This is a genomic window from Paenibacillus sp. FSL H3-0329, assembly GCF_037963285.1.
GTDB classification, from domain to species: Bacteria; Bacillota; Bacilli; order Paenibacillales; family Paenibacillaceae; genus Paenibacillus_AQ; species Paenibacillus_AQ odorifer.
Genome location: NZ_CP150150.1, coordinates 3873186 through 3888098, shown reverse-complemented (window position 1 = coordinate 3888098; position 14913 = coordinate 3873186). Strand labels below are relative to the sequence as shown.

The 14913-nt window shown below is 43.3% G+C and carries 14 protein-coding genes; 8 read left to right on the top strand and 6 right to left on the bottom strand.

Annotated elements, in window-relative coordinates; genetic code table 11:
- Positions 1-2088: an ABC transporter ATP-binding protein gene (locus NSQ66_RS17130; protein WP_036688022.1), complete on the bottom strand. Its 2088-nt coding sequence runs from the start codon at positions 2086-2088 to the stop codon at positions 1-3.
- 58 nt (positions 2089-2146) lie between these two features.
- Positions 2147-3895, bottom strand: a complete 1749-nt coding sequence (locus tag NSQ66_RS17125) for an ABC transporter transmembrane domain-containing protein (RefSeq protein WP_036688020.1) — start codon at positions 3893-3895, stop codon at positions 2147-2149.
- Between the two features lie 493 nt (positions 3896-4388).
- On the opposite strand from NSQ66_RS17125, the gene NSQ66_RS17120 reads away from it, so the two are divergent.
- The gene (locus NSQ66_RS17120) at positions 4389-4715 is read left to right on the top strand and encodes a HesB/YadR/YfhF family protein (RefSeq protein ID WP_076142124.1); all 327 of its coding nucleotides are present in this window, start codon (positions 4389-4391) and stop codon (positions 4713-4715) included.
- 104 nt (positions 4716-4819) lie between these two features.
- Here NSQ66_RS17120 and NSQ66_RS17115 read toward each other — a convergent pair whose 3' ends face one another.
- Positions 4820-5335: a hypothetical protein gene (locus tag NSQ66_RS17115; protein WP_038571616.1), complete on the bottom strand. Its 516-nt coding sequence runs from the start codon at positions 5333-5335 to the stop codon at positions 4820-4822.
- A gap of 122 nt (positions 5336-5457) precedes the next feature.
- Here NSQ66_RS17115 and NSQ66_RS17110 point away from each other — a divergent pair, with 122 nt between their 5' ends.
- The 3 genes from NSQ66_RS17110 (at position 5458) to NSQ66_RS17100 (ending at position 8838) form a co-directional block, all read left to right on the top strand.
- The gene (locus tag NSQ66_RS17110; RefSeq protein WP_036688015.1) at positions 5458-7206 is read left to right on the top strand and encodes an ABC transporter ATP-binding protein; all 1749 of its coding nucleotides are present in this window, start codon (positions 5458-5460) and stop codon (positions 7204-7206) included.
- Between the two features lie 185 nt (positions 7207-7391).
- Positions 7392-7910 carry a sigma-70 family RNA polymerase sigma factor gene (locus tag NSQ66_RS17105; RefSeq protein ID WP_076142123.1) on the top strand — a complete coding sequence of 173 codons (519 nt, stop codon included), beginning with the start codon at positions 7392-7394 and terminating at the stop codon, positions 7908-7910.
- A complete protein-coding gene (locus tag NSQ66_RS17100; protein WP_076142122.1) occupies positions 7903-8838 on the top strand; it encodes a DUF4179 domain-containing protein in 936 nt (311 codons plus the stop codon). Before NSQ66_RS17105 ends, NSQ66_RS17100 begins: the two co-directional genes overlap by 8 nt.
- A 70-nt stretch (positions 8839-8908) precedes the next feature.
- On the opposite strand, the gene NSQ66_RS17095 is transcribed toward NSQ66_RS17100, so the two are convergent.
- Together NSQ66_RS17095 and NSQ66_RS17090 are read right to left on the bottom strand one after the other, a co-directional pair.
- On the bottom strand, positions 8909-9352 hold the full coding sequence (locus NSQ66_RS17095) for a DUF441 domain-containing protein (protein WP_036688009.1): 444 nt from the start codon (positions 9350-9352) through the stop codon (positions 8909-8911).
- Position 9353: 1 nt separating this feature from the next.
- Entirely contained in the window at positions 9354-10358 is a 1005-nt protein-coding gene (locus NSQ66_RS17090) for a YpdA family putative bacillithiol disulfide reductase (protein WP_036688007.1), read from the bottom strand.
- A gap of 179 nt (positions 10359-10537) precedes the next feature.
- Between NSQ66_RS17090 and NSQ66_RS17085 the strand changes: the two genes are divergently transcribed.
- The 4 genes from NSQ66_RS17085 (at position 10538) to rsgA (ending at position 14015) form a co-directional block, all read left to right on the top strand.
- Positions 10538-11134, top strand: coding sequence for a metalloregulator ArsR/SmtB family transcription factor (locus tag NSQ66_RS17085; protein ID WP_036688006.1), 597 nt, complete (start codon positions 10538-10540; stop codon positions 11132-11134).
- Between the two features lie 120 nt (positions 11135-11254).
- A complete protein-coding gene (locus tag NSQ66_RS17080; RefSeq protein WP_036688004.1) occupies positions 11255-11710 on the top strand; it encodes a DUF3939 domain-containing protein in 456 nt (151 codons plus the stop codon).
- 160 nt (positions 11711-11870) lie between these two features.
- A complete protein-coding gene (locus NSQ66_RS17075) occupies positions 11871-12542 on the top strand; it encodes an HAD family hydrolase (protein ID WP_036688002.1) in 672 nt (223 codons plus the stop codon).
- Between the two features lie 381 nt (positions 12543-12923).
- Positions 12924-14015, top strand: coding sequence for a ribosome small subunit-dependent GTPase A (rsgA, locus tag NSQ66_RS17070; protein WP_076142121.1), 1092 nt, complete (start codon positions 12924-12926; stop codon positions 14013-14015).
- A gap of 103 nt (positions 14016-14118) precedes the next feature.
- On the opposite strand, the gene NSQ66_RS17065 is transcribed toward rsgA, so the two are convergent.
- On the bottom strand, positions 14119-14745 hold the full coding sequence (locus tag NSQ66_RS17065) for an FMN-dependent NADH-azoreductase (protein WP_036687999.1): 627 nt from the start codon (positions 14743-14745) through the stop codon (positions 14119-14121).
- Positions 14746-14913: the final 168 nt, after the last annotated feature.

The following is a 14913-nucleotide window of genomic DNA, read 5'->3' as shown; positions in this document are numbered from 1 at the left end:
TTACATTTTCTCAAGAGAGGGTTGCAAGTTTCCGAGTGCTGGACGGTTGCTTGCGCCAGCGTTATCGTCAGAGCTGTTAGCAGCGGCACCTACTTGCAGCTGGTACATACGGAAGTATCTTCCGCCAAGCGCCATCAGTTCATCGTGGCTGCCGCGTTCTACGATCTCTCCGTGATGCAGGACTAGAATCTGATCTGCACTGCGAATCGTGGATAAGCGGTGAGCGATGATGAAAGTGGTGCGTCCTTTTTTGAGAACTTCCAGCGCATCCTGAATGACGCTTTCCGTTTCTGTATCGATGTTGGAGGTAGCTTCATCTAGAATGAGAATAGCTGGGTCAAAGGAGAGAGCTCTCGCAAAAGAAATCAATTGCCGCTGACCCGCAGATAAAGTACTTCCTTTTTCGATGACAGGTTCATCAAATCCTTGTGGAAGATGAGCGAGTAACTTATCCGCACCAACCTCACGCAAAGCACGTTCTACCCGTTCACGGGAAATTCGTTCATCCCCTAGGCTGACGTTCGAAGCAATGGTGCCCGTGAAGAGGTACGGATCCTGCAGCACGATGCCCATGTGATTCCGCAGCCACTGCTTCGGAATATCCGTAACCTTTTGACCGTCAATCGTAATATCGCCTTTTTGTGGATCATAGAACCGGAACAGCAGATTGATGATTGAGCTTTTGCCGGAACCCGTATGACCTACAAGAGCGACAGTTTCACCCGGGCGTGCTTCAAAGGAGATATCGCGAAGGACGTAGTCTTTTTTATAAGCAAAAGATACATTCTTAAATTCCACTTTTCCTTTGTAGCGTGGCATGGAGCCGTCCGTAACATTCTCTCCAGGTTCATCCATAAGCGTAAACACACGTCCCGCAGATACCATAGAAGTATCCAGGTTCGCCAACTGGTTCACCATACCCGTGATAGGCTGGAACAAACGTCCGAGCACATCGACAAAGGCATATAGAACGCCTAAGGATACAAAGGTTGAACCAGTAATACTGCCATGTCCGAAATACCAAAGCACCATCACAAAAGAGAGAGAACGAAGTGAGTTCACCAGATTGTGGGACGTGAAAGCATTCAGATTTAACATTTTATTCTGATATTTCAAGTAATCATCGTTCAGGTTCTCAAATTCTGCACTAAGCTGCTTCTGACGGCGGAATATCCGGACGATTGACATCCCCTGAATCGATTCATTAATAATGGCGTTAATTTCACTTAGACGTGAGCGAATGATCGTATTGTATTTGGTCGCAATTTTGCGATAGAGCACGATCCACAGCACAAGAATAGGTACAATGAACAAGCTGATCAGACCCAGACGGACATCAAGTAAGAACAGAGCGATATATACGCCAGTTATATTGATAATACCGGTGCTGAAATTGGAAAGGACGGCAATGAATAGATCCTTAATCGCCTCGGTATCATTTGTAACCCGCGACACTACCTTACCAGCAGGCAAATTGTCAAAAAAATGAACGGGTAGTCGCTGGATATGTGCGTATACATCTGTCCGCAGCTTCCGGATTACCTGATTCGCCGAAGATTGCAGCCAGTAGGTTTTTCCGAATTCAGCAAAGATGGAGATTACAAGAAAAATAGCATACATTCCGACCAACTGATAGATTCCAGGAAGCTCAGGTTTGTAAAAAGCGAACAGCTCATCGGCCGATAGCTTAACCGCCGGATAGATAACTTCGTTATCACCACGGGTGATATGCATCTCTCCATCGATGAACTTTCGTTCACCGTCAGGCTGTGTTACAGCTTCGTTAATAAAATAAAAACTTCTCCCTGCTTGAAGAACACGAATTTCTTGGCCTTTAGTTTCACCAGGCTCAAAGCGATCGCCGCGTTTGTATAAACTATTGTTATATTCAGCCGCCTTATCGGGAGACGTGGTGCTGAAATAGGGCTTCTCGATGGCCAGCATGTGATTGTCGATCATGCTTTTGGCTATAAATGGACCTGCCAGCTCTGCCGCTACCCCGATTGAAAGCAGCAGAAGGGCTGCGATAAAGGTTTTCTTTGCGGTCAATGCATATTCCAGCAGGCGTTTGCCTGTACTTTGTGTCAACCGTGACACCTCCTAAAATGTTTTGCGTAGTCGTAGCTCGTTTATTTATGGTTGTAGTTTAATCATTCGACAAGTTATTTTCGACTTGCTGCCGATCATATTGTTCACGGTACCAGCCATTCAAATCCAACAGCTCCTGATGTGTACCTCGCTCAACGATTTGTCCGTTATCCAGTACAACAATCATATCGGCATGTTGGACGGCGGAGAGACGGTGAGTAGAGATTAATGTGGTTTTTCCGGCACGTTCATTCCGGATATTGTCGATAATCTGAGCTTCCGTACGAGCGTCAACGGCTGATAAGGCATCGTCCAGAATAAGAATATCAGGATTAGCGATAAAAGCTCTGGACAGAGAGACACGTTGCTTTTGTCCACCGGAGAGAGATACACCACGTTCACCCACCAGAGTATCCAGACCATCGGACAATGTGCCCAGGTCGTTCTGGAAAGCGGCAGCTGTAATGGCTTGCATAATCGTATCGTCATCGGCGTTGTCTAGACCAAATTGAATGTTTTGCCGAACGGATTTGGAGAAAAGAATTTGCTCTTGCGGAACATAACCCATCCAGCTATGCAGCTGATCCAGGGAAATCTGTTGAATAGGCACGCCAGAGATAAGGATCTCTCCATTACCTGTCGGATATTCGCGGAGCAATTGTTTGAGCAGTGTAGATTTCCCGCTTCCTGTACGCCCGACTACACCTAATGTCTGCCCTTGGTTCAGGGTTAAGTTGACATGGCTTAGATTGTCAATCGTCGAAGAAGGATAACGGAAAGTCACATCGTTAAGCTCGATTCGAGTAGGATGGGGAACTTGAACAGGATGGGCAGCATTTTGAACATCGGGTTTGGAGTTTAACGTCTCGTCGATACGTTCGAGGGAAGCTCCGCCACGCTGCATAATGTTGATCAATTCTCCAATAGCGAACATCGGCCATACAATCATACCGAGGTACATATTAAAGGAGACTAGATCACCCAGTGTGATCTGATTGCGGAATACAAGGTAAATCCCATAAGTAAGACCAATAATGTAGCTGAGTCCAACGCAGAAGCGGATAGTTGGTTCGAAGAAAGCATCGACACGAGCTACGGCCATATTTTTGTTGTAAACATCTTCAGTAATATCCGAGAAACGTTTTTCATCAAGACGCTCTTGGACATAAGCACGGATTACGCGCACACCAGAGACAGATTCGAGCACTTGGTCATTCATATCTCCGAATGCATCCTGCGCTAAGCTGTATCGATCATGAATAGCTTTACCATAAAAAATCATAGCTATTGCAATTAGGGGTAATGGTAATACTGCTGCAAGGGTCAATTTCCAACTCACGAGAAAGCCCATCGCAAACAGCACAACCGTGAGGTAGATTGTAGAATCCACCAGTGTAAGCATCCCGAATCCTACGGTAGCTGAGACGGCTCTGATATCATTGGTTGCCCGGGCCATGAGGTCACCAGTTCTATTTTTTTCGAAGAACGAGGGTGTCATAGTCATAAGATGATTCATAAATCGGGAGCGCAGCAGGCGCTCAACAAGGTTGGAACCTCCGAAAAGTTTGTGCATCCATATGTAGGTAATCCAATAAATAACTAGCAGCAAAATAAAGATCATGCCGATATATTTGGCAAGCGAAGCTGTAGTAATCGAACCGCGTACTATGTCGTCAATGGCATTGCCTAGCAGACGTGGAGGGAGTAATTCAAGAACGCCTACACCTATGAGTAATATGAGTCCAATCAGGTAACGCCTTTTTTCTCGGCGAAAAAACCAGCCGAGATCGCGAAGAACAGAGAACAAGTAAATCCCTTCCTTTCAGGTTGTAATGATTGCTTGTGATGCTGATAAAAGCGCAAGTGATTATCTCTTCAGCAAACAAAAAAGGCATATCATCCGAAAACGGACGATATGCCTGTAATTTACAGCTATCATGCGCACGGTGCGTTACAGCACCAAGCATGTGAGAGACCTTCAAGAACTAAAGTTATACGGTCCATAAGACTCGCAAAAACTTCAGGATGGCTTAATCACTTGGGCTGCTTCGGTATTCGGTTGAGTAAAAATTCCAACAATAGTAAAATAATATGGCTGTAACTTCGTAAACACCGCGCTCACCCCTTTCATTAATTTGGTAATAACTAGAAGACGTTTAGTTATGTTCAGAGTTTATCATCCGGTTCGCGAATTTGTCAAACTTAATTTTAAATGGATTGGGAAATCATTAATTGCATAAAGTTGTTTGAATATCGACTTATTTTCGTTATGATTAGAATATACAAAGGAGCTGAGAGAAATGAACATGGAAATTAGTCAAGCAGCGGCAGCTTGGTTTAAGAGAGAATTGGACCTTAAGAATGGAGACTATATTCGTTTATTTCCCCGTTATAGCTCGGGAGGTGGACTTCACCCCGGTTTTTCGCTGGGCATTGCTACAGAAGCGCCTGGGCGTCCAGCTATTCAGGTCAAACAGGATGATATTGTGTTCTACATGGAGGAGCAGGACTTGTGGTATATGGAAGGTTATGACCTATCTATCGTATACTCTGAGTCAGAGGATGACATTGAATATAAGTACGAACCAAAGCCGGTATCCGGCGAAGTGCAGGTATTGTTGTCTTAATGATTGTTTATTTTAATCAGGAAAAGCCCTTGCCAAAAGGCAGGGGCTTTTCAAATGCTGTCTTTAAAAATGAGGGTATTCCAGTTGGAAATACATAGGTGTTATCAGTGCAAATTGCGAGAGGTTTCTTCCTCCAGAGCGAAGTCGAAGTCGTCAATATCGTACACCTGAACTGGAACTCCACCCTCGATGATCCGTTGAATCAATTCAAATTGATCCGTTAGGATAGGTACTTTCTCACGTTGTGAGGACAGCAGAAGCTCTGTTTCGATGGGATCGAACATCTCACCGTAGACAGCGGTATCCATACTGTTAATGATGGTGATTTTGGATTGCCCGCCAAGGAGAATACCTGAGCTTTTCGCCCATGGCACTGCTAAACAGCGGTTGATCTTCTTCGCGTTGAGCGGTTCTTCAAAATAAGCAATGAGCTCACTAATCTTCAACTTAACATGCTTGTCGTCGTCCGGACGGTTCATCAACGGATCATCGCTGTCTCGCAGTTCGTATAGTTCCATCACAGTAGTATAAGGCACTATATATTCTACAGGGCTGCTCGATACGAGAAGCTGGCCGTAAATCGCCATCATGACGGCTTCCGTCACAAATTGTCTAGACATCGTTATCCTCCTGAAGTTCGGTACTGCAATTGTACTTATGATCTAAAATTATAAAAACACTGTAGAGAGCAAAAGTCAACTGTACTTAGCAACTCACTAAAGAGAAGGGAAAGAATATTCCTGTGAAGCAATGGAAATCATATTTTACTTTTGTACGACCTTATATGAAATTGATTGTGTTTACGCTGTTTATCGGCATGATCAAATTCAGTATTCCGCTAACACTGCCAATGATTCTGAAATACGTGGTTGATGACCTCCTAATGAACCCGAGCATGGGGATTGAGGAACGGGTATCGCATTTGATGCTTATTCTGGGTGGTGCCTTAATTTTATTTGTTATCGTAAGAGGACCCGTGGAGTATTATCGCCAATACTTTGCTCAGCTTATCACAAGTAAAGTGTTGTTCGATATGCGAAATAAGCTTTACAGTCATTTACAGCGGCTGTCACTGCGGTATTATCAGAATACCAAGGTGGGAGAAGCCATCTCCAGATTTATTAACGATGTTGAGCAGACCAAAAATTTGGTCGAAGTCGGCATGATGAATGTATGGCTCGACACGTTTACGCTAGTTTTTGCTTTGGGATTTATGTTTTATTTAAATCCGGTGCTGGCGCTCGTGTCTATCTCGGTATTGCCTTTTTACGCAATTGCTGTTAACAAATTGTATAAGCGGCTTAAGCTTTTAACGAAAGATCGTTCCCAAGCTCTGGCTGGCATTCAAGGTTATCTCCATGAACGGATTCAAGGGATATCAATTATCCGCAGCTTTACGATGGAAAAAGTGGATCAGAAGCAGTTTGAAGACATCAACGGTAACTTTCTTAAAAAAGCGATGGCGCAAACCCGCTGGAACGCTATGACCTTCGCAATTATTAATACATTAACGGATATAGCACCTCTTTTGGTCATCGGATATGGTGGTTATCAGGTCATTCATGGCAATTTGACAGTAGGTACCTTTGTAGCTTTCTTTGGCTATCTGGACCGGATGTATTCTCCGCTGCGAAGATTGATTAATTCCTCGACGGTGCTTACACAAGCCTCTGCTTCTCTTGAACGGGTGCTTGAGCTGCTGAATGAGCCTTACGATATTGTAGACAAGCCGGGAGCAAAAGTGCTAAAGGATGCACGTGGTGAGATTGCTTTTCAGAATGTATGGTTTAAATATAACGAAGAGAATGATTGGGTCTTAAAAGATATTAATCTGAGTATTCAGCCCGGACAGACCATTGCGTTCGTCGGAATGAGCGGTGGAGGAAAGTCCTCCCTTATAAGCTTGATCCCGAGATTCTATGACATCAGTAAAGGCAGCCTCCAAATGGATGGTTATGATATACAGGAATTAACACAGGAAAGCTTGCGCAGGTCTGTCGGTATGGTCTTACAAGATAATTTCTTATTCAGCGGATCTGTGCGTGAGAATATTTTATTCGGTAATCCTAACGCCACGGAAGAAGAGGTCATTTCAGCAGCGAAAGCTGCCAATGCGCATGATTTTATTGAGCAGCTGCCACTGGGTTATGAGACAGAAGTGGGAGAACGTGGTGTTAAGCTATCCGGAGGACAGAAGCAGCGGGTTGCTATCGCAAGGGTATTTCTCAAGGATCCGAAGGTTCTTATATTAGACGAGGCTACTTCGGCGCTGGATCTGGAATCGGAGCATTTAATTCAACAAGCGCTGCAGTCCCTTTCTTCGCAACGTACTACACTAATTGTAGCGCATAGACTGTCAACGATTACTCATGCAGATCAGATTGTCGTACTTGAGAATGGTGAAATTACTGAACGGGGTACGCATGAACAGCTGATGTCGATAGAGGGTAGTTATGCGCGATTATTTAACGTACAGCATTTAGACGCTTAATATGTTTTGAATAATTAAACACTTTAGTGGTCCTCTCGAAAGAGAAGGCCACTTTTTTTGAATTCCAATCAGGCTTGTGGCACACAGTAACTTATACTATGGCAAAAATTCTACAGGGGACTTGAGTCTTTTCGGTGATCATGTGCGTCTAAAGCTTATAAACATCATGAAAGGAAGTGAGGAACGTGAATAAAACCACGCTTGAGGAAAAGGCGATAGATGGTGATGAAGACAGCTTTACTGCGCTTATTGACGGCATGCAGGAGCGTTTATACCGAATGGCCTACTCCTATGTGCGGAATCAAGAGGATGCGCTGGAGATTGTGCAGGAGACCGTCTTCAAAGCCTATATCTCCATTCATAAATTGAAGCAACCGCAATATTTTAAAACTTGGCTCACCAAGATCGCTGTCAACTGTGCGCTGGACTTTATCCGTAAATCTAAAAAAATCGTGTATATAGATCAAGAGCTAGGAGGCAGTTATGCTCCGAAATCTAGGGAAGAGGTTATGGATTTGCATGAAGCGCTCAGCGGTCTTGATGAAAAATCAAGAATGGTGATTGTGATGAGATATTTGGAGGACTTGCCCATAAAGGAAATTGCAGAGGTTCTCGATATGCCCCTGAGCAGCGTCAAAACCGTTATTTATAGAGGTTTGGAAAAATTAAAAATAAGTATGGAGGAGAGTGAGTACTTTGGATAAGCAACTAGAACGTCTACAGGAAGCCTATAATGAGATTGAAATTCCTAAAGAACTATCATTCGCTTCTCGTAAAGGAATTGAAAGAGGGAAAATCTATAAACAGAAAAACAGTTCTTCAAAACGTACTTTGAAATGGACAGGATCAGTAGCTGCTGCTGTATTGATTTCTTTTACGGTGGGTGTAAATACGGTTCCTGCTTTTGCGAGTAGTATGGATCAAATACCGGTTCTAGGTAAGCTGGTCAGTGTTCTGCAATTTACGGAGGGAAGCGCAGGAGGGGGAACTATTCAGGATGGAGTAGATGTGAATTTTATTTCGGTCAAACAACTGAAGAATAGTGATCAATTGATTTTGAATTTTGCAAATCCGGATGAAACTCAACAGATGGCAAGCTCATATAACGTAAAGTTTACGGAAAATCCGGCAACAATGACGATTACAGTAAGTGGGGCCAGGAAATTCTCAGCAGTCAAAGATCTGGAGACATTAAAACAAAGCCGATATGTTCAGGATGCTTATCCACTAATTACACTAGATGATTCGGCCATTCGGTTCAATGTCACACTTACGGACTCGGTTGCTTATGAGGTGAAAGAATATAAAGAGCCAGCACAGGTAGTGATTACGTTAAAAGAGAAAGGAGACGAAGCAAAAGGGGGCTCTGTATATTCCTTAAGAACGGTCTCACAGCCTTCTGGTGAGGCGCTGGGTATGGCTGAAGAAATGTTATATGGGTTAGAGGATATGCGGATGTTAAAGGATCAGAAAGGCTTATATCTCGTGGAAGCAGGATATTTTAATACAGAAGAAGAGGCTTTGAAGCAGTTGCAGAAAATTAAGACAGAGTATGGCGTTGAAGATTTATTAGTCGTTGAAAAAAGAGCAGTACAGCAAATTCCGCAGTCCATTTCTCAGGTGGAGGAATAGTGAAGAAGATGGTTGTATAAAAGGCACAATAAAAAAGACCGCCAAAAGCGGTCTTTTTTGTGCTGTTCTATTACATTTTGCCGATCATAAGTGATAAAATGCCGGCTGCGATCAGCGGTCCGACCGGAACGCCTTTAAATAACGCAACCCCGATCACCGTGCCAATCAGCAGACCTGCAACAACTGTGGGTTGGTTGGTCATGAGCGTAGCACCGCGGCCTCCAAGAAAAGCGACGAGAATGCCAATAGCGATAGCAAGCAAGGACTTCCAGTGCAAGAAGGATTGACCGACTGTCTGCAGCGATATTTTGCCGCTGGCTAATGGGGTCATGACCCCGATGGTCAGGATGATAATCCCGATGGTTAAACCGTATTTTTCTAGCCAAGGAAAGGTTTGCTGCAGGCCAAGTACTCTTAGCAGTAATAGGACGACCATTGCTATTGTTACAGGGGAATTGCTGCTGATAATTCCCAGCGCTGCAAGTCCAAGCAAAAGCAAAGAGGTCATGTCCATCTTAATGTTTCAACTCCTTAGGATTAGAACTTTCTTTTGACACAATGTGATCTGCGATAAGCTTACCATGCCCTCTTCCGGTCTCAATAAACACTTCGTTAGCATTGCGGCCGGAGGCGATTACTCCAGCAACATACAACCCTGGAACATTACTTTCCATGGTAGAGGTGTTAAAAGCAGGCTTATCCATGTCGTCATCCATGATCACACCCGCTGAAGTGAGGAGGGTACGGCTAGGACGGAAGCCAGTCAAGGCAAGAACGAAATCATTATCCAATGCTTTCTTGTCCCCCTTATGATCCGTAACAATTACTGAGCTTGCAGTAATTTCAGTGACACGCGAGCCTAAGTGCAGAGTGATTTTCCCTTTTTGCACCATGCCTTCAAAGATTGGCCGAACCCAAGGTTTAATATTCTCTGAGATGCTTTCACCACGATATACCATATCTACCGTAGCTCCTACACGCATAAGCTCCAGCGCTGCATCTACTGCGGAATTACTGCCGCCAATTACAGTTACCTTCATTCCCGTGTAAGGATGAGCTTCACCGAAATAATGAGTAACTTTAGGTAGTTCTTCACCTGGAATGCCAATCATATTCGGCTGATCAAAATAACCTGTTGCTATAACTACATTAGCAGTGATACGTTTCTGATGCTCACCACGCATATTTGACGTATGTACGGCAAAGGTTCCATCTTCAAGCGGCTCAATGGATAAAGCTTCTTCATAAGCGGCGATCTCTAGACCATATTGCTCAGCGGCTCGGCGATAATAGACAAGCGCTTCGTGACGGTAAGGTTTGTCGTTGGTCGAAGTGAACGGAACATCCCCGATTTCTAATAACTGAGCCGTACTGAAAAATTGCATATTTGTTGGATACAAATAAATGGAGTGTACAATAAAGCTTTTTTCAATGATAAGGCTGGACAGGCCTTGGCGTTGGCATTCGATAGCTGCCGAGAGGCCGCAAGGACCTGCACCGATAATAATGACATCTTTCATAAAGCGGGTTACCTCCTGATTGTTACTATCTTTTCTTTAAATCCTACCCTAAATTCATGAATTTTTCCATAAGAGCAGATTGAGTATAATAACCATTGCAAGAATAACGTTGATTATTATATAATTAGATATATATCTAATGTTTCAATTTATTGTGAAATTCTAGGAGCGTGAACCCAGTGCAGTTGGAGAAAATCGTGAGTTATCATAAAGCTTTAGCTGATCCAACGCGTCTTCGCTTATTGTTGCTTCTGTCCCAAGGAGAAATGCACGGGCAAGCGCTGGCTGAGAAGTTGAATTTATCGCAGCCTACAGTCACTCATCATGCGGCTAAATTACGTGAAGCGGCTCTAATAAAAGAAAGACGCGACAAAAATACAGTTTATTTTAAGTTGAATCCGGAGTTTATCAATAATGGTGCTGAGGCTTCACTGCAGTTTATTTTTTCGAAAGGAGCTGAGAATATGGAAGAGCAATTACCTGAGAATAGTCTTCAGGATACTGTAATTCGTAATTTTTTCTCTAAAGATGGCCGGCTGCGGCAAATTCCAGCACAATACAAGAAGAAATTGATAGCGCTTCAATACATGGTTGAGAAGCTGGAGCCAGGAGTTGTTTATACGGAAAAGGAAATCAATGAGTTTATTAAGCAGTTTCATGAAGATTTCGCCACTATTCGTCGTGAATTCATCATGCATCAGTTTATGTATCGTGAGAAGGACAAGTATGAACTAAATCCTCGAGAAGTATGGACTCGGTGGGAATATGTCAAATAATGATCTTTTAAATATTAACATTCTGTGTCGATTTGAAATGTACTGATTAATTATTCGAATTTCGAATAAAATGGAATTGTAAGCGTTATCTGAGACATATTTAGAAAGGAGACTTTCGTTATGTTATTTAAACGCACAAAAAAGCAACCCAAATCAGATCATGTAACCGTCACATTACCCCAAGTGAAACAGGCGATTCGAAAGTTCGAAGAAGATATGCCTGGACCTATTAATAGAACAGCATTAATCTTAGAGGACAAAAGAATCGATATGAGTCGCCTGAAACGTTATTTGGGTGGAATACCCGAACGGAATTTCTATATGTCACGAGAGACCTATGAAATTTTCGAGGAAGAAGACAAGTTAGTGCCGTATTATCTGGATTTAGTTCAGGCTGCTGTAGACAGTTATATTAGTGATACAGGCAAGCTACCGTTGCTTGAAGACACCTGGTTGCCAGAGGTTCATTATCGATTGTTATCTACAGAAAGTTATCTAAAAGAAACACCTCCTTTTCCGCTGTATATTACGGATGAAGAAATGATGCTGACCCATCGGGCAGAGCATTTCGAGTAAAGGAATGACGCAGATACGAATCTTCATAAAGACTGTTCAGTAAAAGGGAAGCCATAAATCCTTTTTGTTGAATAGTCTTTTCTTTGTCTCTTAAGGCATAGTACAATTACATTCTGTAGGTTAGGTTTGAAAATTAACAGCATGTAAGGGGAATCGCTTGATGAAGGAAGTACAAGCTATTTTATTTGATCTGGACAATACTTTAATGGATCGCGACTATACATTTCGCAGCTTTAGCACTCAGTTCGTGCAGGATTTTCTTGGGCATCTGAAACCTGCGGAAGCGCAGGCCGTGATTGAGGATATGATCCACAGAGACGCTGATGGCTATCGTGATAAAGACGGATTTTTCTTAGAACTTAGTGAGATCCTGCCTTGGGAAAAGCCTGTGACGGCTGAACATATCCGGGCGTATTATGATGCGAGCTACATCAATCATGGCGCAGTCATGGAGCATGCTTTGGAGGTTCTGGAGTATTGCGTGGAGCGTGGATATACTTTGGGGCTGGTCACCAACGGTAAAAAAGAAATCCAGAACACCAAAATCGATATTCTCGGCCTGCGAGAGTACTTCAAGGCTATAGTTATATCTGGAGAAGTTGGCATTGCGAAGCCTGATCCTGCGATTTATCAATTGGCACTAGACAAGCTGGGTGCCTCTGCGGATCAAACCTTGTTTATAGGGGATCATCCGGTAAATGATATCTGGGGTGCAGGTAAGGCTGGCCTTGAAGGAATTTGGCTGCAAAGGAAACATCCTTGGGACGATCAGCTGGACATCCGACCTTGGAAAATGATCCGTGAGCTGAAAGAATTAAAGGCTATTTTGTAATCCGGAAAATTTGGGGTTGACATTTTACTGCTGCACCAATTATGATAACAGCATCTTAAATTTCGGAAGGAGACGATGTTTTATGACAGTTTTAAATGTAATGAACTCAACTGTTGTGGATACGTGTCTTCCGGGAACAGCTGCTGCCGAATAATTGATTCGTGCAGTTTAGCAGGTAAGCTCAATTACGCTTATTAGAGCCGCCGGGAACCGTATAGGGTCCGGTGGCTTTTTTGCGTGTGTAGAAAGATTGGATTTGGTGTAATAAATCCACATGTCTATATACCGCCGCCGGAGTCTTTATTTCCGGCGGCTTTTTGTGTTCTCGGAAAACGCCAAGGGGCAAGAAAAAACATAAACATATCTTTTAGGAGGAAATGAATGAATAGCATAAAGCAATATGGTTGGAATGAAAACTGGAGTACAAAATGGAATGAAAAGTGGAGTCATGCAGAGGATAAACAATTTATACCCGGGAGAATCGTTGGTGATTTCGGCAGTAAGTACAAAGTGTTAACTGATGTAGGAGAGACGTGGGGAGAGCTTGCCGGGAAGCTGAGACACACATTTGTAGCCTCGGGTGATTTTCCTGCCATTGGAGACTGGGTAGCATTAGCAATGCAAGATGGCGGCGAGCATGGAATTATACATGGCGTATTGCCCCGGCAGAGTGTGATCTCACGCAAGGTCGCAGGAAATACACAAGATGAGCAAATTGTTGCCTCCAATGTAGACACGTTATTTCTGGTCAGCGCGTTGAATGATGACTTTAATGTTCGCCGGATGGAGAGATATCTGATCATGGCTTGGAATAGTGGGGCAAATCCAGTTATTCTACTCACTAAAGCGGATCTTTGTCCGGATGCAGACAGTAAAATCGCTGAAATGGAGAGCGCGGCTCCCGGAGTATCAGTACATGCTGTTAGTGCATTACAAGATGAAGGGCGCGAGAAGCTGCTGCCTTACATTGGTGAGGGTCAAACAGTAGCTCTAACGGGCTCCTCCGGTTGTGGGAAGTCGACAATGGTCAACTGGCTATGCGGGAAGAACCTTCAGATTACTCAGGATGTTAGAGAAGGGGATAGCCGCGGACGTCATACTACTACCCACCGTGAACTGTTTGTTTTGCCGGATGGGGGGATTATCGTAGATACACCGGGGATGCGGGAGCTGCAGTTCTGGGAAGATGAAGGTGGTCTTGATCTAGCCTTTAGTGATATCAGCGGCCTAGCTATTAAGTGCCGGTTTAGTAACTGTAGTCATGAACGCGAAGAGGGCTGTGCTGTACTTGAAGCAGTCCAAACAGGTGAACTGGAAGAGAAGAGACTAATCAACTACCGAAAAACACAACGAGAAGTATTGTACCAAAATAATAAAGAAGCCAAGCTTAAGAGAAAAAGCGCAGCTTCCACTAAAGTGAGTTCATCCAGAACCAGAGGATACGGATGGCGTAAAGAGCTGGATGAATATTAAAAAGAATTGATATAACGGCATAGACATTGGAAAAGGGCGCCCCTTAGCTTTTGACAGCTAAGGGGCGCCCTTAATTATTGAATTGAATCTAAACGGTTATGGTTTAGAAGGATGCAGCAGTTTCCTTAGCCAGTTGCAATCCGTTTTCAATGATTTCAGCGGATTGTGCTGGAAGTTGGTTGTGGCCTTCGATGATTACTTGTGTAATATCTTTAATTCCCCACAGGTTAAGGTTACCAACGATGAAGTTTACTGCCATTTCAGCACTTGCTGCAGGACCTTCAGAGTAGATACCGCCTCTTGCATTCAGAACGATTGCTTTTTTACCTGTCAAAAGACCAACTGGACCTTCAGCAGTGTAAGAGAATGTTTTACCAGCTTGGCAAAGGTAATCTACATAAGTGTGCAATACAGCAGGTACAGTCATGTTCCACAGTGGGAAACCGAATACTACCTTATCTGCAGCGATGAACTGGTTAAGATATTTATTAACGATAGCGGCACCAGCTGCTTCATCAGGTGTTGCTTCGTATCCTTGAGCGGCTTTATACATACCAGTGATCAGGGTATTGTCGTAGTATGGAAGTTGCTCTGCGAACAGATCAAGCTCAGTGATTTCATCTTCTGGGTTGTTGAGCTTGTAGCTCTCCAAGAATTCATTGTAAAGCTTAACACTTACGGATTGTTCTGCTGGACGGTTGTTTGCTTTAATAAATAGAACTTTAGACATTATGATTTCTCCCTTGCATGTGTGTATTTAATATTAACTATATTTAATATAGCATGTAATCTTTTGTTTGTAAATTATTTTTTTGTCATTGAAATTTGTTTATGCTCAAGGAGTTTGAAAAAATGAAAACAAGGTTAATAGGTGATACAAGAGAAACAGGAAATAATT

Bases quoted from the DNA above. Each gene is read 5' to 3' on its own strand.
- NSQ66_RS17120 (WP_076142124.1), top strand. From the start codon at position 4,389: ATGAACATGGAAATTAGTCAAGCAGCGGCAGCTTGGTTTAAGAGAGAA.
- NSQ66_RS17115 (WP_038571616.1), bottom strand. From the start codon at position 5,335: ATGTCTAGACAATTTGTGACGGAAGCCGTCATGATGGCGATTTACGGC.
- NSQ66_RS17095 (WP_036688009.1), bottom strand. From the start codon at position 9,352: ATGGACATGACCTCTTTGCTTTTGCTTGGACTTGCAGCGCTGGGAATT.
- NSQ66_RS17090 (WP_036688007.1), bottom strand. From the start codon at position 10,358: ATGAAAGATGTCATTATTATCGGTGCAGGTCCTTGCGGCCTCTCGGCA.
- NSQ66_RS17080 (WP_036688004.1), top strand. From the start codon at position 11,255: ATGTTATTTAAACGCACAAAAAAGCAACCCAAATCAGATCATGTAACC.
- NSQ66_RS17075 (WP_036688002.1), top strand. From the start codon at position 11,871: ATGAAGGAAGTACAAGCTATTTTATTTGATCTGGACAATACTTTAATG.
- rsgA (WP_076142121.1), top strand. From the start codon at position 12,924: ATGAATAGCATAAAGCAATATGGTTGGAATGAAAACTGGAGTACAAAA.
- NSQ66_RS17065 (WP_036687999.1), bottom strand. From the start codon at position 14,745: ATGTCTAAAGTTCTATTTATTAAAGCAAACAACCGTCCAGCAGAACAA.